This window comes from Cumulibacter soli, assembly GCF_004382795.1.
Taxonomy (GTDB): Bacteria; Actinomycetota; Actinomycetes; order Mycobacteriales; family Antricoccaceae; genus Cumulibacter; species Cumulibacter soli.
Window position 1 is genome coordinate 23888 of the sequence record NZ_SMSG01000004.1, and the last position, 19528, is coordinate 43415.

At 65.0% G+C, this 19528-nt stretch carries 19 protein-coding genes; 11 read left to right on the top strand and 8 right to left on the bottom strand.

Going from position 1 to position 19528, the window contains the following annotated elements; all coding sequences use genetic code 11:
- The first annotated feature begins 7 nt into the window (after positions 1 to 7).
- Genes E1H16_RS09675 through E1H16_RS09690 form a run of 4 tightly spaced genes read left to right on the top strand, consistent with a single transcriptional unit; the run spans position 8 to position 5314 of the window.
- Entirely contained in the window at positions 8 to 1183 is a 1176-nt protein-coding gene (locus tag E1H16_RS09675; RefSeq protein WP_134323631.1) for a glycosyltransferase family 4 protein, read from the top strand.
- Positions 1180 to 3015, top strand: coding sequence for an ABC transporter ATP-binding protein (locus E1H16_RS09680; protein WP_134323633.1), 1836 nt, complete (start codon positions 1180 to 1182; stop codon positions 3013 to 3015). The genes E1H16_RS09675 and E1H16_RS09680 overlap by 4 nt, the downstream gene beginning before the upstream one ends.
- A gap of 5 nt (positions 3016 to 3020) precedes the next feature.
- The gene (locus E1H16_RS09685; RefSeq protein WP_134323635.1) at positions 3021 to 4247 is read left to right on the top strand and encodes a phosphotransferase; all 1227 of its coding nucleotides are present in this window, start codon (positions 3021 to 3023) and stop codon (positions 4245 to 4247) included.
- Positions 4244 to 5314 carry a phosphotransferase gene (locus E1H16_RS09690; protein ID WP_134323637.1) on the top strand — a complete coding sequence of 357 codons (1071 nt, stop codon included), beginning with the start codon at positions 4244 to 4246 and terminating at the stop codon, positions 5312 to 5314. The genes E1H16_RS09685 and E1H16_RS09690 overlap by 4 nt, the downstream gene beginning before the upstream one ends.
- Before the next feature lie 14 nt (positions 5315 to 5328).
- On the opposite strand, the gene E1H16_RS09695 is transcribed toward E1H16_RS09690, so the two are convergent.
- The 4 genes from E1H16_RS09695 to E1H16_RS09710 all read right to left on the bottom strand — a co-directional run bounded on the left by E1H16_RS09695 (position 5329) and on the right by E1H16_RS09710 (position 8254).
- Positions 5329 to 5973 carry a LuxR C-terminal-related transcriptional regulator gene (locus E1H16_RS09695; RefSeq protein ID WP_134323639.1) on the bottom strand — a complete coding sequence of 215 codons (645 nt, stop codon included), beginning with the start codon at positions 5971 to 5973 and terminating at the stop codon, positions 5329 to 5331.
- Positions 5964 to 7244 carry a sensor histidine kinase gene (locus tag E1H16_RS09700; protein ID WP_166741696.1) on the bottom strand — a complete coding sequence of 427 codons (1281 nt, stop codon included), beginning with the start codon at positions 7242 to 7244 and terminating at the stop codon, positions 5964 to 5966. The genes E1H16_RS09695 and E1H16_RS09700 overlap by 10 nt, the downstream gene beginning before the upstream one ends.
- Before the next feature lie 87 nt (positions 7245 to 7331).
- The gene (locus tag E1H16_RS09705; RefSeq protein ID WP_134323643.1) at positions 7332 to 7931 is read right to left on the bottom strand and encodes a LytR C-terminal domain-containing protein; all 600 of its coding nucleotides are present in this window, start codon (positions 7929 to 7931) and stop codon (positions 7332 to 7334) included.
- A 17-nt stretch (positions 7932 to 7948) separates the two neighbouring features.
- Positions 7949 to 8254, bottom strand: a complete 306-nt coding sequence (locus tag E1H16_RS09710; protein WP_166741697.1) for a nucleoid-associated protein NapA — start codon at positions 8252 to 8254, stop codon at positions 7949 to 7951.
- Between the two features lie 209 nt (positions 8255 to 8463).
- Between E1H16_RS09710 and E1H16_RS09715 the strand changes: the two genes are divergently transcribed.
- From E1H16_RS09715 to E1H16_RS09730, 4 genes are read left to right on the top strand one after another with little or no spacing between them, the layout of a single operon-like run.
- Positions 8464 to 9498: a FecCD family ABC transporter permease gene (locus E1H16_RS09715; RefSeq protein WP_134323647.1), complete on the top strand. Its 1035-nt coding sequence runs from the start codon at positions 8464 to 8466 to the stop codon at positions 9496 to 9498.
- Complete coding sequence (locus E1H16_RS09720) at positions 9495 to 10571, top strand: FecCD family ABC transporter permease (protein ID WP_134323649.1); 1077 nt, start codon at positions 9495 to 9497, stop codon at positions 10569 to 10571. The genes E1H16_RS09715 and E1H16_RS09720 overlap by 4 nt, the downstream gene beginning before the upstream one ends.
- A complete protein-coding gene (locus tag E1H16_RS09725; protein WP_134323651.1) occupies positions 10568 to 11446 on the top strand; it encodes an ABC transporter ATP-binding protein in 879 nt (292 codons plus the stop codon). The genes E1H16_RS09720 and E1H16_RS09725 overlap by 4 nt, the downstream gene beginning before the upstream one ends.
- A gap of 36 nt (positions 11447 to 11482) precedes the next feature.
- Positions 11483 to 12481 (top strand): ABC transporter substrate-binding protein, encoded by a 999-nt coding sequence (locus tag E1H16_RS09730; protein ID WP_134323653.1) that lies wholly within the window; start codon positions 11483 to 11485, stop codon positions 12479 to 12481.
- Between the two features lie 79 nt (positions 12482 to 12560).
- Here E1H16_RS09730 and E1H16_RS09735 read toward each other — a convergent pair whose 3' ends face one another.
- Positions 12561 to 13232 (bottom strand): uracil-DNA glycosylase, encoded by a 672-nt coding sequence (locus tag E1H16_RS09735; protein ID WP_134323655.1) that lies wholly within the window; start codon positions 13230 to 13232, stop codon positions 12561 to 12563.
- A 137-nt stretch (positions 13233 to 13369) separates the two neighbouring features.
- On the opposite strand from E1H16_RS09735, the gene E1H16_RS09740 reads away from it, so the two are divergent.
- Positions 13370 to 13888, top strand: coding sequence for a flavin reductase family protein (locus E1H16_RS09740; protein WP_134323657.1), 519 nt, complete (start codon positions 13370 to 13372; stop codon positions 13886 to 13888).
- Between the two features lie 18 nt (positions 13889 to 13906).
- On the opposite strand, the gene E1H16_RS09745 is transcribed toward E1H16_RS09740, so the two are convergent.
- Entirely contained in the window at positions 13907 to 14350 is a 444-nt protein-coding gene (locus tag E1H16_RS09745; protein WP_208378978.1) for an OsmC family protein, read from the bottom strand.
- Positions 14347 to 14718, bottom strand: coding sequence for a thioredoxin (gene trxA, locus E1H16_RS09750; RefSeq protein WP_134323659.1), 372 nt, complete (start codon positions 14716 to 14718; stop codon positions 14347 to 14349). The genes E1H16_RS09745 and trxA overlap by 4 nt, the downstream gene beginning before the upstream one ends.
- 195 nt (positions 14719 to 14913) lie before the next feature.
- On the opposite strand from trxA, the gene E1H16_RS09755 reads away from it, so the two are divergent.
- Positions 14914 to 18090, top strand: a complete 3177-nt coding sequence (locus E1H16_RS09755) for a bifunctional cytochrome P450/NADPH--P450 reductase (RefSeq protein ID WP_134323661.1) — start codon at positions 14914 to 14916, stop codon at positions 18088 to 18090.
- Positions 18077 to 18715 (top strand): TetR/AcrR family transcriptional regulator, encoded by a 639-nt coding sequence (locus E1H16_RS09760; RefSeq protein WP_166741698.1) that lies wholly within the window; start codon positions 18077 to 18079, stop codon positions 18713 to 18715. Before E1H16_RS09755 ends, E1H16_RS09760 begins: the two co-directional genes overlap by 14 nt.
- 84 nt (positions 18716 to 18799) lie before the next feature.
- On the opposite strand, the gene E1H16_RS09765 is transcribed toward E1H16_RS09760, so the two are convergent.
- On the bottom strand, positions 18800 to 19411 hold the full coding sequence (locus tag E1H16_RS09765; RefSeq protein WP_166741699.1) for a TetR/AcrR family transcriptional regulator: 612 nt from the start codon (positions 19409 to 19411) through the stop codon (positions 18800 to 18802).
- Positions 19412 to 19528 lie beyond the last annotated feature (117 nt).

A 19528-nucleotide genomic window follows, 5' to 3' on the forward strand; every position in this document is an offset into this window, starting at 1 on the left:
GGCAAGCATGTACCGCGTCGCCTATCTCAACACCGATCCGGGAGTGCCGGCGTACGGCACCAAGGGTGCATCAGTGCACGTACAGGAAATTATCCGCGCCTTTCGCGCCCGCTCGGCGCTGCCACGGCTGTACACCGTCCGCACCGGGGAACATGTCCCAGTAGACCTGGTTGACCTTCAAGTTGTACATCGCCCGGTGGACGGCGATCCGGCGGACCCTGGGATGCCGCCGGAGCAGCGGGTCGCGCAGCGCGAGCGGCGCCAGCAGGCTGTTGCGCGCGACCTCGCCGCGGACGTCATCGTCGACGGCACCGACCTGGTGTACGAGCGCTATTCGCTCTTCTCCACCGCGTTGTCGCAGGTCACCGCGTCGTTGCCGGTTCCGTCCGTGCTGGAAGTCAACGCCCCGCTGATCGACGAGCAAGCGGCCCACCGGCACCTGGTGGATCGCGATGGGGCGCTAGCTGCGCTGCGCACCCAGGTCGCCGCTGCCACCGTCATCGCCTGCGTTTCCGAGCCGGTCGTTCAATGGGTGCTCTCGCATTGCCCGTCCGCCTCCGGCAAGGTCCGCCTCACCCCGAACGGGGTGAACACCGAACGCATCCTCCCGGTCGAACCTGCACCCTCGAGGCGGCCCGTCGTCGTATTCGTCGGCACCCTGAAAGCGTGGCACGGAGTCGAGACCCTGCTGGACGCCGCGGCTGCGGCCAAGCAGAAATGGCGGGTACGCATCGTCGGCGACGGACCGCAACGCGCGGCCCTACTCGAACAAGCACAACGTCTCGGCTTGGACGTCGACCTGCGCGGCGCCGTATCGCCGTCGGACATTCCGGCCGCGCTGGCCGGTGCCTCGGTGGCCGTCGCACCGTACCCCGCTTCGGCCAAAGACGATTACTTCTCCCCGTTGAAGATCTACGAATACTCGGCCGCCGGATTGCCGGTCGTCGCGTCAGCCGTCGGGCAGGTGCCCGCGATAATCACCGACGACATGAACGGCGTGCTGGTACCACCGTCTGATCCCGCCGCACTAGCAGCTGAGATCGACGCGCTGGTGGCGGACCCACGACGCGCACAGCTGCTCGGCGCGACCGGCCGCTCAATCGTGGCACGCAAGCACTCGTGGTCAGCGGTCCTCGACCGCATCCTGCACGGTGTTCGGCCCAGAGATGAGGTCACGGTATGAGCGGCAACGCGAAGCAGCTCAACCGGACGGCAGTGCGCCGTACGCTCGGCCTCATCCGGCCGCACCTTCGAAGCCAGGCGCCGGTGATCGCCGGCGGCTCGCTGGCGCTCATCCTCGAAGTGGTCTTCCGGGTGCTTGAACCATGGCCGGTCAAGTTCGTCGTCGATGCGCTCACACGCTCGCTCGGTGCGGATCTCGCCGATTCAGGCCCGACAGCCACCATCCGGCTGCTGCTGTTGGCCGCGCTCGCGACCCTGCTCATCATCGGCATGCGAGCGCTGTGCAACTTCCTGGCCACCGTCGCATTCGCCATCGCGGGATCACGGATCGCGATCCAACTGCGGCAGCGCGTATTCGCGCACGTCAACGGGCTCTCCCAGCGCTATCACGCCAACGCGCGCTCCGGCGATCTTGTACAACGGCTGATCGGTGATGTCGGCCGAATGCAGGAAGCCGCTGTCAGCGCGGGAATGCCGCTGCTGGTCAACTGTTTCACGATGGTCGCGATGGCAGGCGTGATGCTGTGGCTCGACCCGCTACTGGCGCTCGTCGTGGTGATCGCCGCAGCCCTGTTCTTACTGCTCTCGCGCTCCAGTACCCCGAAAATCACGCACGCGTCGCGCCGCACCCGCAAGAGTGAAGGCGACCTCGCCAACATCGCACAGGAAGCACTCGGCGGTATGCGCGTGGTTCAGGCGTACGGGCTCGAACGAACGCTTCAGCAGCGATTCGCCGGGCATAACAACCGGTCATTGCGTGACGGCGTGCAGGCTCGCCGGTTGGCGGCCGCACTCGAACGCAAGACTGACCTGTTGGTGGGTCTTGCGACGGCCGCGGTGCTGCTGCTCGGCGGTATGCGGGTCATGCAGGGCGCGATGACGCCGGGCGACCTGGTCATTTTCCTGACCTACCTGAAGACGGCGATGAAACCGCTGCGGGACCTGGCCAAGTACACCGGCCGGATCGCCCGAGCGGCGGCTTCCGGCGAGCGAGTCGCAGATCTACTAGATGAGCGCGCCGAAATCACCAGCCCGCAAAACCCCGTAAGCCTGGTCAGGGCTACCGGCGCCCTATCCTTCGTCGGCGTCCACGCCGATCACGGAACCGGCCGGCCAGTCCTTCAGGACATCGACCTGCATATTCCGGCTGGGCAGCGAGTCGCTGTCGTCGGCCCCTCTGGCGCCGGCAAGTCGACGTTCACCTCCTTACTGCTGCGCAGTATGGACGTCACGGCTGGCTCAGTGCGCATAGACGGGATCGACCTACGCAGGCTCGATCTGGCCGAACTGCGTGGTCAGATCGCAGTCGTACTGCAGGAATCGGTGCTGTTCAGCGGAACCATCGCCGACAACATTCGCTACGGCAACCTCTCGGCCAGCGACGAGCAGGTCCGCACCGCGGCGCGGATGGCGAACGCGGAGGAGTTCATCCTTGAGCAGCCCGACGGGTATCTGAGCCTCGTAGGTGAGCGCGGCGGCACCCTGTCCGGTGGACAACGTCAACGCATCGCCATCGCCAGGGCCCTGCTCAGAAATGCCTCAGTGGTGATCCTTGACGAGGCCACATCAGGGTTGGACGCCGAGAACGCAGTCGCCGTACGCGCCGCGATCGAGCAGTTGACTCGCGGCAAGACCACCATCGTGGTGACCCACGATGAGCGGACGGCGCGCGAGTGCGACCGGATCGTGTGGCTGGAGGGCGGCAGGATACTGCGGGACACCCCGGCGGACGCGGAGTTTCGGTGGGACCTGGAGACCATTGAATCGGCTGATGTCGATCTTTCCGAGCCACCCACGCGACCACCTCGACCGCTCGCACAGATTGGAGCGTGAACGCTATGACCACCCAACGCACTCCGCGGTCGGTGCCCGGCCGCCACAGCGCCGACCTGCTGATCGATCAGGACAAGCTCAGCGCGCTAGTAGGCCACCAGGTCCGCGCCGTGCACCTTCGTCACAAGCCCGGTCTGTCGACCCGCGCGGCGTTGATCGATCCGGCTTCGGAGCATCCCCCGCGTTGGGTACATGTCGTGTACCCAGCCCACACCGACAAACTGCGGAATGCCCTGCGGCGCCGCCGATCCCGCGATCAATTCTGGGCCCGTGAGGTCCCTCGAACCATCGCCGGCGAGCAGTTACTGCTGGCGTATGGCGAAATCGATACCGACCCGCGGCTGCAGCGCGGCCTGAATACGGTGCGGGATACGGACGAATCGGTCAGCTCGCGAATCAGCACAGGCGAACTGGCGGTACTGCGCTACAACCCGCAACGCCGGCTGGTGTTGCGCCGCGAGATTCCGGGCACCGACCCGCTCGTAGTGCGCATCACCGCACGCCCACAGAACGGCGTACACCACGTGCTCGCCCACCTCAGCGACGCCGGAGTTCCGCTGATACAACCGCTGGCACAGCCGGCACACCGGTACGTCACCCTCTGGCCCTGGTACGGAACCGGCGATCTGGAGCAGGTTGCACCGGCTGAAAGCGCGCCGTACGCCGCCGCAGCAGGACGGGCCTTGGCCGCACTGCACGCCGCTGGTGCAAGTGGCGGGCTCAACCCCGTACTAACGGTCAGTGGCGAGCTGTCAGCGGTCGCCGAGGATCTCGCCCGCATCGATCCGGAAGCAGGTCAGCGGATGCGCAAATTGGCCGATGCCACCATCGCACGCATCGATGCGCGGACCTGGCGCACGGGTGTGGTGCACGGCGATTTCTCGGCGGATCAGGTCCTCCTCGAGGACGAGACCACGCGGCGCGCACCTGCCGTCGCTCTGACAGATTTCGACCGTGCCGGTATCGGCCCACTCGCGATGGATCTGGGCACGTTCGCCGCGACAGAACTACTAGCGGTGAGCGCACCGGGCAACGAAGCGTTCAATATCGATACGCTCCCGCGCACCACCGCCCTGGCAGCCGGATACTCTGCATCGAGCGACGGTGTGCACCGCGAGTGGGTCGCGCGGGCGCTGCTGTCGCGAGTAATGGAGCCGTTCCGGGCCGGCGATCCGAATTGGGCCAGTGCGATCGAGCGCCGTCTCGATCAGGTCGCGAAGGTGCTGGCATGAATGAACCGGGCCCCGTACCGGCGCGGCTAGCAGCCGCCAGCGAGGAGATCAGCGTCGAACGCGCGTGGCCGCATGAGGTCGCGACCTGTGGCACCGAGGCCGTGATCAGCGTCGAAGGTCGCGATCAGGCCGGCATGATTCGCGCCGGTCGGTTGCGCCTACGCCGCGATACGCAGGACGGCGCGTGGAACTCGGCGGATACAGAACTCGCCGACGCCGGCGCCGATCCCAAACTCCCCGACCTCGCCGACCTCTCGGGCCAACTTCTCGTGCACCGTTTCGGCAAGCGCGCGGTCGTACGCCGCGAGGGCGATGTCGTGAAAGTGATACGTCCGGGGCGAGCGAGCGAGATCGCCGAACGAGCTCGTCAGGGACGACGGATCGCTAGTGACGCGGGCCTGATGGCGCCGGAGGTACTGCGGGTGGACGGCGGGATCGTTTCGTTCAGCGTCCTCCCCGGGCGAAGCCTGCACGACCTAGGCGCAGACACCTCCCTCACTGAGTGGTCTGCGTTGTGGTCCCGATGGGCGAAGGCATGGCCAGCGCTCACCCGCGGCGAATCGACCGGCCTGCCGGTGCACACTGCGACGCACGAAGCCCAAGCGCTACGGCGGTGGAGCTCCCTCGCCGACGAATTCGCAGCGCTGCCGCGCACCCTGCTCGCGGGGTTGCACCGCGCGGCCGAGCGCGTGATGACTGATCTGATCGACGGCACCGCCCAACCGTTTGTGACGAGCCACCGCGACCTGCACGACAAACAACTCCTCGCGGACGGCGAACACCTCGGGATCCTCGATTTCGACACGGCAGCGCTGGCCGAGCCTGCTCTCGATTTGGCCAACCTGTCTGTGCACGCTGCACTTCGCGTCGATCAGGGACTCTGGCCCGCGCAGTACGGCGCCGTCGTGCGTGCCGCGGTCGATGAAGTGGCTGGCATAGTCGGGGTCGACCGCGACCGCTTCGGGGCGTACGCCGAGGCGACCCGGATCCGGCTGGCCTGCATCTACGCCTTCCGGCCGCGCTATCGGGAGTTAGCCATCGCGTGGGCGTCAACTCTGGACCGCTGAGCTTCGATTCGCGGTCAGGATTTCAGGAAGGCGAGGACGGCGCGCACTCGGCGGTTCGTCTCCTCGTCAGCGTTCAGATCAAGCTTGGTGAAGATTCGGCTGACGTGCTTTTCAACGGCGCCTTCGGTGACGACCAGCCGAGCCGCAATCGCGGCATTCGAGAGCCCTTCTGCCATCATCGCCAGCACCTCTCGCTCACGCGCGGTCAACTCGTGCACCGGGTCGGCCTTCGGACGCGCCGCGAGCAATTGGGCCACGACAAACGGATCGAGCACTGTGCCACCTCCGGCCACCGATTCAACCGCCGCCAAGAATCCGTCCAGGTCGCTGACCCGATCCTTGAGCAAGTAGCCCAATGCCGCCGTACCGCTCGCGGTGAGTTCGTCGGCGTACGAACGTTCGACGTACTGCGAGAGCACCAGGATCGCGGCTTCCGGCCACTGCCGGCGGACCTCCACCGCAGCCCGCAACCCCTCGTCAGTGTGTGAGGGCGGCATCCGCACATCAACGATCGACAGATCTGGGCGGAACTCAAGCGCTGCGGCAACGTACGACGGACCGTCGCCGGCGGTGGCCACGATGTCATGTCCGGACTCCCGCAACAGCAGTTCAAGACCTTCCCGCAGCAGCATGGAGTCATCGGCGAGGACTATCCGCACGGCATCCGCGCCTCGATGAGCGTGGGACCGCCGGTGGGCGAATGTACGTCGAGCACGCCTTCCAGGCTACGCACCCGGTCATTCAAGCCGGCTAATCCGCTGCCCTTGGCCGGGTGTGCGCCACCGATACCGTCGTCGGTCACCTGCACGACGAGTTCGCGGCCGGTCACCGTCGGCTCGATCTCCAGGCGCACAGCACCGAAGGTGGCACCGGAGTGCTTCGCGATGTTCGTGAGGCATTCGGAGACCACGAAGTACGCGCCGGTCTCGAGGTGTTCGGGCAACTCTTCGTCGAGTTCGAACTCCAGGTACACCGGGACCGGCGCACGTGTGACGATTTCTTCCAGCGCCGCGCGTAGTCCGCGATCAACAAGCAGCGGCGGCGCGATTCCGCGGGAAAGCGCGCGCAGTTCGTCGAGCGTGGATCCCGACCGGGTAATTGCCTCGTCCAGAATCGTGCGGGCGCGTTCCGGGTCGATTTCCATCTGCCTGCGGACGCGGCCAAGGTCCATCGACAGTCGAACGAGTTGCTGTTGCGGGCCGTCGTGAATGTCGCGTTCGAGGCGCCGCAGCGCACCATGCTCGGCGGTACGGGTCGCATCCCGGCTCGCGACAGCGGCCTCGCGGTCGGCCTGCGCGGCGTGCACTTCCTCCTGCATGGCAGCACGTCCACACAACATCAAAAGCGCGGGTCCGGCGTGTGCCCAGGCCGCCACCAGCATCGCCCAGCGCATCGTCAACGCGAACACGACGCCGACGAGGAACCACCAGATGCTGTCGGTGACGTAGCCGCCACCGACACCGATCAAGTCAGGGACGGAGTTGTACGCGTCGTCGTCCGGGATAGTCCAGCCCCATAGCCAGTAGGTCAGTCCGGCCAACGTCACCGACCACCACACCACTGTCAATACGAACGAGAAGATGCCCAGTGGTAACCGGATGATCTGGAACGCCGCATCCATCCAGGACTGCGGATCACTCAGCGGCGTGAACGCGCGCGCGAACCAGCCGCTGCCCGGACGCGGCTGCTTGTACCGCGGCGCCGGCGGGCGCAGTTGCATCAGCGACTGGAGTTGGGCGCGGTCGCCGTACGACAAACCACGCGCAATGGCGAACATCAATGTGAGGATGGGGAGCCCGACGACAGTGATGAGCAGGCCGGCACCGGACGCGAAGAGGGTCACGGTGAGGACGAACCCGATGATGGCGAGCGGGAATGCGACGAGCGAATAGACGCTGTGCAGCACGGTGGTACGCAGGTCGATCTTCATGTCGTCAACGCTAAGGCTCGCGGTACTCCTCGCACGATCCCGCAGACCCGCCATTGCATGGTCGGGATAACCCGACAAGGACGACGGCTACTGACCAGGCGCCCAGTCGCCGGTAAGTACGACGACCACGCCGGTGTACCCGAGGTCCGGCGGCATTTCGGCGACCGCCAACTGCGGATACTGCTCGGCGAGCGCCTCCGCGGCGGCCTGTGCCTGATCATCACCGCTCGAGTAGAACACAGTGCTCTGGTTCAGCGGAGTACCGAAGTAATTGTCGACGGCGGTAACTTCCCAGCCACCGTTGATGAACTCGGTTTGGCCGGCGGCCGCTAGACCGTCCGTGCCGCCGCCGTTGAGCACGACCAGCGGCGCCTTGACGTCGGCTGGGGGTTCGGACGGGTCGGCGTCGTCCGAAGGATCGACTCCATCGGAGGAGTCTGCGTCATCCGATGGCTGCGTGTCGCTGGAGTCGGCCGCGCCGGAATCGTCCGCATCTTCGCTGGCGTCGGCAGATTGACTGGAGTCGGCACCCGCAGACCGGGCCTCGTCGGATGCCCCTCTACTGGCGTCCGTCGCACCCAAACGGCCGGTGAACGCCATGAACGCGAGCACGACGAGCACCGCACCAATGACGATGGCGATGGCACCGCCAATACGCCGGCGTTGGACGTCGGTCTGAGTGAGCACTCTGACGATGCTACGGGTTAGTTCGGATCGATGCCCAGGCGGCGAGCCGAACGTGCACGCTGACGGGTCGCGCGCTGACGGCGCAGGCGCTTCACCAACATCGCGTCGGCCGCGAGCGCCTCAGGACGATCGATCAAGGCGTTCAACACCTGGTAGTAGCGAGTGCCGGACAGGTCGAACAACTCCTTGATGGCGTGTTCCTTCGCACCGGCGTACTTCCACCACTGCCGCTCGAACGCGAGGATGTCGCGCTCACGGCGCGTCAGGCCGTCGACAACCCCATCGGAGTCGTCATTCGTCTGCAGCGCGTGGGCGAAGTCCATACTCATCCCTGTCGTCGTTGAGGCCGGCGCGTAAACAACACGCGTGTGATTTCGATTCATTGTGCCAGATGAGCCGACCTCGATGCTGCAGCGATGCGGTGTTTCTCACGTCGCTTGAATGACCACGATCGACGCAGTTCCCCCGGACCGCGACACCAGGTAAAGTTCTTTCGGTTAGGCGAACCTAAGTTCTTCACGTGGGAGGTGGCATGACCACGGCCACTGCCCCGCAGACCTCGCTCTCGGTCGGCACAGCCAAGCGGGGAGCAGTGCTCATCATCCTCGCGATCCTGCTGGTTGCGCTCGCGCTCTTGAGCCTGCTCGTCGGCAGCGGCAACATCTCCCCGGCCCAGGCGTGGGATGCACTTTGGCACAACGACGGCAGCACTGCCGCACAGATCGTACGTACCTCGCGGCTGCCGCGAACCCTCCTCGGCCTGGTGTGTGGTGCCGCGCTGGGGGTCGCGGGCGCGATGATGCAGGCGCTGACCCGCAACCCACTGGCCGACCCCGGCATCCTCGGGGTCAACGCCGGGGCGTACCTGGCGATGGTGCTCGGGTTCTGGTGGTTCGGCGCGATGTCCACCTCTAACTACGTGCTCTGGGGTACGGCGGGGGCGCTGTTGGCCTCGGGCTTGGTGTACGTCGTCGGATCCAGCGGCCGCGCCGGCGCGAGCGCCGGCAAACTCGTGCTCACCGGAGTGGCAGTCAGTTGCGTGTTCACCGGTATCGCATTCGGGCTCACCATGATCGACCCGAAGGCATTCGACGCGATCCGCGGCTGGCAGGCGGGGTCGCTACAGAAGTCCGGCGCCATTGAAATCTTGTTCGGCGTACTGCCCTATATTGGCGTCGGCTTAGCAATGGCGCTCGTGTTGATGCTCTATTTCAACGCGATCGCGTTGGGCGACGACCGGGCGCGTGCGCTCGGCGTACCGGTAACCAGGGTGCGTACGGCCGGTTTCATTGCGCTGACGGTGTTGTGCGGCGCCGCGACCGCGGCAGTCGGGCCCATCTCGTTCCTCGGACTGATGGTGCCGCACGCGGTCCGCAGCGTGGTTGGCCCTGATCAACGCTGGATCATTCCCACCTGCCTGCTCGTGGCGCCCATCCTGTTTCTGGGCGCCGACATCATCGGCCGGATAGCGATCCCTGGGGAGTTGCCGGTCGGCATGGTCACCGCTTTCATCGGCGCCCCAGTGCTGATTTGGCTCGCTCGCAATCGCGGGGTGAATGAGTTATGAGCACCGAGGCGCAGATTCGAATCTGGCCGCCGCGGATCCGGCACGTAACACTGGGCCGATCGCGACTGCGGGTCGATATCCGCACCACCGCGGTCGCCGTCGTCCTCACCCTGGTCACCGTGGCGGTCGCGATCCTGTCACTCACCCTCGGTTCGGTCGAGGGCGCTAACCTGCCACTCGACCGAGTGGTGGGAGCGTTCACCGGCACCGAATCCGAGGCCGTACAACGCATCGTCGTCGAGGGTCGCTTGCCGCGCGTTCTGGTCGCAGTCTTCGGCGGCGCTGCGCTTGCCTTGTCCGGGGCCATCTTCCAAACCGTCACCCGCAACCCGCTCGGCAGTCCGGACATTATCGGGTTCACCAGCGGCGCGAACACCGGAGCGCTCGTCGCACTGCTCGTGCTCAACCTCGGGTACACCGGAGCAACCGTAGGATCGCTGATCGGCGGCCTGGTGACCGGCGCGGTGATCTACTTACTCGCGCTTCGCGGCGGAAACCTAAATGGATCGCGGTTGATCATCGTCGGGATCGGGCTCAGCGCGATGTTGGTCGCGTTCAACGGCTTCCTACTCGCCAGGGCCAACGTCGAGAACGCCGTCACCGCGGCAGCGTGGGGCCAAGGCATCTTTGAGCAGCTGCGGTTCGCCGACGTGTTGCCGGTCGCAATCGTGCTGCTCATCCTCACCCCCGCTCTGGTCGCGCTCGCTCCCGGAATGCGGATGTTCGAGCTCGGCACCGACTCGGCGCGCAGCAAGGGCGTGCACACTCAGCGGGTCCAATTGCTGCTGTTGGCGGTCGCGGTCGGGTTCGTCGCTGTCGTCACCGCCGTTGCCGGGCCAATCGCCTTCATCGCACTGATCGCCCCGCAGGTCGCGATGCGACTGAGCCGAAGCCCCGGCATTCCGCTGGTGACGAGCGCTGCGGTAGGCGCCACGTTGTTGGTAGTCAGTGACGCGATCGCACGCACGATGCTCGCCCCAGTGCAGTTGCCGGTGGGCGTCGTCACCACCGCTCTCGGCGGTATCTATCTTCTCGGCCTGCTCATCGTCCAATCCAGAAAGGCCACGGTGTGAGTACCTCAGATACCCCCGGCCGATTGCGCGCTGGCGGGATCGATGTCGGCTACGAAACGCGCAAAGTCATTTCGCAACTCGATGTCACGATTCCGGACGGCTCGTTCAGCGTTATCATCGGCCCGAATGCGTGTGGCAAATCGACCTTGTTGCGCGCACTGTCACGGTTGCTGAAACCGTCGGCCGGCTCCGTTCTGCTTGATGGACGAGACGTGCACGAGTTCGGTGGCAAGCAGTTTGCCCGCGAGATCGGACTACTGCCGCAACAATCCCTCGCACCCGACGGGATCACCGTCGTCGATCTGGTCTCGCGCGGTCGGTTCCCCTATCAGAAGCTGTTCAAGCAGTGGACGGACGACGACGAGCAAGCCGTGCGTACGGCGCTGCAGTCAACTCGGCTGCTCGATCTGGCGCAGCGTCAGGTCGCTGAGTTGTCCGGAGGTCAGCGTCAACGAGTCTGGATCGCGATGGCGTTGGCCCAGCAGACGCCCATCCTGTTGCTCGATGAGCCCACCACCTACCTGGATCTGGCGCATCAACTGGAGGTACTGGAGTTATGCGCGAGCCTCAACGCTGATGGACGAACCCTGGTCGCCGTACTCCATGACCTCAATCAGGCCGCGCGGTACGCGACCCACCTCATCGCGATGCGCAGCGGCGCGATCGTAGCCGAAGGTCCGCCGTCGCAGGTCGTGACCGCGGCGAACGTGGAGGCAGTGTTCGGCGTACGCGCGCGGGTCATCGATGACCCGGAGACCGGCACGCCGATGGTGGTCCCACTCGCCTCGGGCGCGGTTCACTCCGCGAAACTGCCCGGCGACACCGCGAACCTCCACGAATCCGGCGCCGGGTCACCGGCCGCCACGAACGTATAGCACCCACCAATGCGCTTACCAGGAAGCAGGAATTTCATGAGGATCGTTCGTCATCTCACGGCGGCCGCCGTGGCACTCGCGCTACCGCTGGCCATCGCCGGATGCGGCTCTTCGGAGGACGACGCGGCATCCGGGGACATCGTCGGCGCCGTCGACCGCGGACCCACAACCGACGTGCGGGCTTCGGACGGCGGCTTGAAAGTCGTTGCTCTCGGCTGGTCCGACGGCGAAATCGCGCTGGACCTCGGCATTGAGCCGATCGCGATCTACGACTGGCAGGGCCACGGCGAGGACAACAACGGCGTGGGCCCCTGGGCCGCCGACAAGTTCACCGGCGATGCGCCCGAAGTCATCGAGAACACCGGGACCACCTACAACTACGAGCAGATCGAGTTGTTGGAGCCCGACGTCATCCTGAACGTGCGCGCGTCGGCAGACCCCGAAGTGTTCGATCGCCTGACCGAGATCGCGCCGGTCGCGGCAGCCCCCGAAGGCACTGCGGACTTCGCCGTCGACTGGGCAACACAGACCGAGATCATCGGCAAGGCGATCGGCAAGGAGTCCGAAGCAACCGCTTCGATCGAGGAGACGAATGCCTCGATCGAAGCCGTGGCGGAGGCGAATCCCGACTTCGCGGACAAGACCTTCGCGTACGGCGCGAAATTCGGCGACGCATACGGCGCGTACCTGGCCGGCGACGCTCGGTTCGACGTCTTTGCCTCCATGGGCTTCGTGCCCAACCCGGAGGTCGAGGCGTTGGAATCCCAAGGATTCTTCGCGTCGGTGCCGATCGAGCAAGCTCCTGCGCTCGACGCTGATGTCGCGATCCTGACGACTATCGGCGTACCGTTCGACGAGCTGGAGAACGATCCGGTGATCTCTTCGCTCGACGTGGTGAGTTCGGGGCGGGCGATTCTGCTGGAGGAGACCTCCGAAATCAACACCGCGCTCGCTGCTGGCACGCCCGAGTCGATCACGCTAGCGGTCGAAGGAGCGGAACCCCTACTAGTCGAAGCCGTCGCACAACTGGACTGACGCCGTGTGCTCTGCGGTGGCGCGGGACTGGACGATCCGACAGGTCTCCGGTTCTGAACCGCTTCAGAGCTGTGTGGAGCTACAGTCGCCAGTCGACCGGCTGCCCACCCTGCTGTTGTAAGAGTTCGTTGACCCGGCTGAACGGGCGGGATCCGAAAAATCCGCGATCGGCGCTCATCGGCGAAGGGTGCGCGGAGGCCACGATCGGCGTGTTGGCCAACCGTGGCGTGAGCGATTGGGCGTCCCGCCCCCACAGCAGCGCGACCAGCGGGCCACCGCGGGCAACTAGGCCATCGATCGCGGCATCCGTCACGGCCTCCCAACCCTTCCCACGATGCGCGGCGGGTTTGCCCGGCTGCACGCTCAGGCACCTGTTCAGCAGCAACACACCGTTGCGCTCCCACGCCGACAGATCACCGTGCTGCGGTGGGTCGATCCCCAAATCAGCGGCGTACTCCCGGTAAATGTTCTGCAACGATCGAGGGATAGGTCGTACGTCGGGCGCCACCGAGAAGCACAATCCGACCGCATGCCCTGGGGTGGGGTACGGATCCTGGCCCACGATCAGCACGCGGATATTCGACAGCGGCTGCGAGAACGCCCGCAGAATGTTCTCCCCTGACGGCAGGTACGAGCGGCCGGCGGCCACCTCCGCCCGCAGGAATTCACCCATCGCCGCGATATTCGCCTCGACCGGCGTGAGCACCGGTAGCCACTCGGGGTGGACGAGTTCCGCGATCGGCTGGGCCATCTGTTCTCCTCTGCACTGGTGCGCTCGACTGCTGCGATCGTCTCAACCGGTCGTGACCAGCCCTGGACGTCTTAACTCCATCTTCGACCACGACGCCAGTGCATTCCTAGCCTCATCGACGTGACTAGACTCGACCTATGGGTACGAGCGACAAAGCAGCACGTTTGGCGAGTGCTCCGGTCGATGCGGACCTGTTCCGCTCGGTGCTGGGGAACTTCGCCAGCGGCGTCACCATCGTGACTGCCATGGACGACGGTGAGCCGGTCGGGCTGACGGCCCAGTCGTTCACGTCGCTCTCGCTCGATCCCCCATTGGTCATGTTCTGCCCGAAGCTGACCTCGACGTCATGGCCGCGGATCGAGCACGCGGGGCACTTTGCGGCAAATATCCTCGCCGAGGGGCAAGAGTCGCTCGGTATGTCGTTTGCGAAATCCGGTGGCGATAAGTTCGCTGATGTCGGTTGGTCAGCCGGACTGTCCGGCGCCCCGTTACTGGACGGCGTCCTGGCCTACATCGATTGCCAGATCGAGGCGGTGCATCCCGGCGGCGATCACCAGATCGTGATCGGCCGGGTACTACACCTAGCCGCCGACGCCGGCCGTAAACCGTTGGTCTACTTCCGTAGCGCCTTCGAATCCCTACGCCCGCGCGCATAGAGATACCGAGCGGTCGGCTTACGGTTTCGGGCTGGCCGATACCGGACCGAACTCATCACGAATCGGCGTACCAATCTGCACGGTCCGCCCCACCGTGCATAACTTCTCCCGCGAGCGCGCGACAATCTTCGGCAGCATGTCGCGCGCTGCGTCGCCCTCGGGACCGTCCGGGAACTGGACGTCGAAGGTGACCGCCAGATTCACCAGGTGACTGCCCTGATCGTCAGTTACCTTGTCGCCGCTAACCCCGACGCGGAATGAGACTGGCTCGGCGCGCCGGGAGGTCAGGATGTCGGTATCGACTCCGGTGCACGCTCCAATCGCGGCCAGCAGTAACTCCCCCGGAGTGAAGTCGGGGTCCTCGCCCGAACCGGTCGTGATCTGACCGCCGCGAACGTTGGTGACCGTGAACTTCGTCGGAGCGACCCGGGTCATCGAGACCGCGCGACGGGTATCGCTCACTGCGCGGTTCCCTGCTGCTTAGCCATCTCCGCCCGAACTTCATCCATGTCCAGACCCTTCACCGCGTCGACCAGCCCGGCGAAATCCTTCTCGCCCAACGCTCCGGCCTGGCGAAACACCATGACACCCTCACGGAAAGCCATGAGCGTCGGGATCGACTGAATCTGCGCCGCCGCGGCGAGCGCCTGCTGTGCCTCAGTGTCGACCTTGCCGAAAACAACGTCTTCGTGCTGTTCGGAGACCTTCTCGTAGACCGGCGCGAACGAGCGACACGGACCACACCATGAGGCCCAGAAGTCAACGAAGACGATGTCGTTGTCGGTGACGGCCTTCTCGAAGCCTTCGGTGGTCAGTTCAGTGGTGCTCATACGTCCTCCATCTGGACTTGGGGTTCACCGGGCCAACGTCGAACGCCAGACAGGTATTCCGACCCAGGCTAGTCACCTACGCGACTCGGCCGCCGCGATGAATCTTGTGGCACTTCTGACGATTCATTCAGTTTTGAGTTACTCATCAGTTACCCTCGTGGGGTCACCTGCCCGCACCGCATCGGAGGCATCCGCATGACTACCGTCGCCACACAACTGTCAAAGATTCCAGGGCCGTACCAATGGCCATTGGTGGGCAATCTGCCCGACATGCTGCGTGACGAGCGACAGGTCAAGGTTCTGCAAGATTTGGCCGCCAAGTACGGCGGCATATTTCGCGTCGGCGTCGGCGGCAAAGACTTGGTCGTCGTCACCGCGCACGAGTACGTAGAGCAAATCTGCAGCGACCCACAGTGGCGCAAGGTCGTGCACTCCGCGTTGCAACCGGTGCGCGCGTTCGGCGGCGACGGACTGTTCACGGCGTACAACTCCGAGCCCAACTGGGCGAAGGCCCACCGCCTTCTCATGCCCGCATTCGGGCCCATGGCGATCCGCGACTACTTCCCGCAGATGCTTGATATCGCGGACCAGATGTTCACCCGCTGGGAGCGGTTCGGCGACGATCACGTCATCGATGTCGCCGACGACATGACTCGTTTGACGCTCGACACCATCGCGTTATGCGCCTTCGATTACCGATTCAACTCCTTCTACAGCGAAGACATGCACCCCTTTGTCGGCGCCATGGTGCGCTCGCTGACCGAGGCCGGCAACCGCAGTCGCCGGATCCCGCAGGCGCAGCCGCTGATGGTCAAGCAGAACCGTCAATGGGACGCCGATGTCGCGTATATGAAGAAAGTGACTCGAGAGATCGTGGAGTCTCGGCGGGCTCTGCCGCCCGGCGAGGCGCCCGACGACCTACTGCAGCGGATGCTCACCGCCGTAGACCCGCTCACCGGCGAACGGCTCTCGGACGAGAATGTCGAGTACCAACTCACTACTTTCTTGATTGCCGGGCACGAGACCACCTCAGGCCTGTTGTCATTCGCGACGTACCAATTGCTGGCGAACCCCACCGTGCTGCACCGGGCACGCCAGATCACCGACGAGGTGCTCGGCGATCGGATGCCACGATTCGAGGATCTCGCCGACCTGGGCTACCTCAATCAGATCTTGCGAGAAACGCTGCGCCTGCACCCCACCGCTCCCGCATTCGCGCTCAAACCAGCCGAGGACGTCGTGTTGTCCACGCGTTTCCACATCCCGGCCGGTCAGGCCGTCATGGTGATGCTCCCCGGGCTGCACCGCGATCAGACCGTGTGGGCGCAACCTGAGCGGTTTGATCCCGACCGGTTCGCGCCCGGCGCGCTGGAGACGATTCCCGATTACGCCTGGATGCCATTTGGGCACGGGGAACGAGCCTGTATCGGCCGCCCGTTCGCCCTGCAGGAAGCCACCCTGGTGCTGGCGATGATGCTGCAGCGTTTCGATTTCGATTTCGATGGCCCCTACGAGTTCGATTTCAAAGAAACGCTCACGATCAAGCCCGCCGATCTGCGGATCACCGCCCGCAAACGCCGCACGATCGATCGTGCGGCACCAGCCTCGCGGGCCGAATCGACGGCGAGCCAGCCCGTCACTGAAGGCACCGGCACACCGCTGCTGGTGCTGTACGGGTCGAACACTGGCAGCGCCGAAGGGTTCGCGCGTACCGTCGCTGGCGACGCCGCCGACCGCGGGTGGCGGGTCAGTCTCGCTCCGCTTGACGAGTACGTCGATCGACTGCCCACCGACGGTGGCGTACTCATCGTGAGCGCCTCGTACAACGGAACTCCCCCAGATAACGCGGGCGAGTTCGTCTCCTGGCTGTCGTCGATCGAGGCGGGGTCGCTGAGCGGCGTGCGATATGCGGTCATGGGCGTAGGTAGCAAAGACTGGCCGGCGACATATCAGCAGATCCCCACCCTCATTGACAATCAGCTCGCGGCGGCGGGGGCCGAACGACTACGCGAGCGCGGCGAGGCCGACGCGCAGGCTGACTTCTTCGGGGATTGGGAGCGCTGGTATCGCGACTTCTGGCCGATGATGGCCGACGCATTCGAAGTGCAGAATGCCGACGTGGCCGATGCCCCGACCTACTCGGTGCTTCCGGTCAACCTCGCCGCCGATCACCCGCTCGCGACCAAGCTCGCGATGCGATCGGCGACCGTCATCGTCAACAGTGAGCTGGCCAATCTCTCCTCGCCGCACGGCCGCTCCAAACGCCACCTCGAACTACGTCTGCCTGAGGGCATGACCTATCGCACGGGCGACTACCTCTCCATTCTGCCTACCAACCACCCACACCTGGTTGCGCGTGCGGCGAAGGCAGTCGGGATCGATCCGAACGCGATGGTGCAACTCTCCTCGCAACGAGGCAGCGACAACGCCGCTTTCCCGCTGGATACGCCAATCGCAGTACGCGACCTGCTCGGTCAGTACGTCGATCTCACCCTGCCGGCTACCCGCGGCGCGTTGAAAAAGTTGGCGAGCGCGTGCCCGTGTCCGCCCGAGCGGGTACAGATCGAAGAACTCGTCGAGGACAACGAGCGCTACACCACTGAGATATTAGGAAAGCGGGTAGGCGTCGTCGACCTGCTGGAGATGTTCGCCTCCTGCACTATTGATCTGTCGGCCCTACTGGATCTGCTGCGGCCGATGCGGGCGCGCCAGTACTCAATTTCCTCCAGTTCCACCGAACAACCGGACGTCGCCGCACTCACAGCTGCGGTACTGCAGGCACCTGCGCGATCCGGGTTGGGCACCTATTACGGCACCGGATCAACCTTCCTACAGTCGTTGCGCGCCGGCCAGGAGGTCGCGGTGTCGGTGACCCACCCGAACGAGCACTTCCGGTTGCCAGAAGATACGAGTCGACCACTACTACTGATCGGCGCCGGTAGCGGTATGGCCCCGCTGCGCGGCTTCATTAGAGAGCGCGCCATCCTCGCCCAGCGCGGTGCCCGGGTCGGCGAGATTGCCTTGTTCTTCGGATGCGACGGCCCGGACGTCGATGATCTGTACGCCGCCGAGTACGCCGATCTTGCCGACGACGCCCGGCTCAGCACGTACAAGGCTTACACCTTCGCACCGGACGGCGAGGTCACGTTCGTACAGCATCGACTCTGGGCCGAACGCGATCTGGTCGCCCGCCTGTTAGCGGACGGCGCAAAGATCATGGTCTGCGGCGACGGGGAGCACATGGCGCCAGCCGTACACGAGACGCTCGCACGCATCCATTCCGCCGCTGCCGGGCGCTCGCTAGAGTCGTCACTTCAGTGGCTGGATGAGCAGCGAGCGAACGGAGGGTACGCGACCGATGTCTTCTCGTGACGAATCGGCGTACGCCGCCCCCGCTGGTCACCGCGGCGACCGTCGCCGTGCCCGCACACGACAGAAGTTGATCGCGGCGGCGCGCGAGTTACTCTCCGAGCCGGGATACGGCGAGCGGTCCATCTGGCAGATCACCGAGGCCGCGGACGTCGGACTCGGGTCGTTCTATAACCATTTCGAGTCGAAGGATGCGCTGTTCACCGCGGCTGTTAACGAGGTTCTCGATGAGCACGGCGCGCTTCTCGATGCCACCTCTAGCGACGATGCAGACCCGGCACGCAGCGTGGCGATCGCGATCCGTTCGACCGCTCAGTTGGTGCTGACCCACCCGGAGATGGCGCAGATCCTCGCCACGCAGGGTATGGCCGTGTTGGACGTCGATTCTGGGTTGATGCCTCGGCTGGCGAAGGTGCTGCGTTCGGGCATCCGCTCAGGCCGCTTCGTAGCCAGCGATCCCCAAGTACTACTCACCGCCATCGTCGGGGCGTTGGTGGCTGCTTTGCATCTATGGCTCAAGGACCCCAAACTCGTTGACGACGAATGGTGCGCCGCACTGACCGAACGGTTACTTACTCTGTGTGGCATAGATGAAGCCGAAGCAGTCACCCTCGCCCGCACCTTGTAGGCCGCGCGGTGGCTGCACCGCCAGATGAGACGCGCTCACGACCATCGACAGCCCCAAGCCCTGCGACGCAGACCGCAGTAATGGCTATGCGGGGCGGTAGCCAACGAGCCGTCGGGCGAACTCGGAGTAGTCCACCGCGATTTCCTGCGGCGACTTCGGTCCGTCGTCGTGGTACCACGTCGCGATCGCAGTACCCATGCCTGCGAGAGCCAAGGCCGCTTCGCGCGGATCGGGCACCGAGAACAGCCCCTCGTCCACGCCTTTGCTCACCGCATCGACGAAGTACTGCTGGATCCGGCGCCGAATCTTCATGATCGGTCGTCGGGCGTCCTCGTCAATGTGCCGGAGGCTGTTGTTGATCCGGGTGAACGGGACGTGCCCCGCGGTATGAATCACCATGGCCTCGACAAGGTTGGTGAATTCGCCCAGGGCATCGCCGTCAGCGTCCGCCACCGCGCCCAGAACTCGCTCTTCCAAGTTCACGTGCGCCCGCAGGAACAGGTCAACCAGCAGCCCCTGCTTGTTCTTGTGGTGGTAATACAGCAGCGGCACGGTAACGCCGGCGCGCGCTGCGATCGTGCGCACCGTAGCGCCGTGATAACTCTCTTCGGAGAACACCTGTAGCGCGGCATCAAGGATCGGGCTGAGCTGAATTTCCTCGAGCTCGCGCCACGACTTCGACGAGTCGTCAACCATGTGTCGTCCTCCCTGTGCACCGATCCTCGGGCACCGGCTCCGGTGGTCGCGTTCAATGCCATGCATCACATTGTCGCCAATTGATCTATCGCTCGTTCAGTATTACGTTCTACGTCA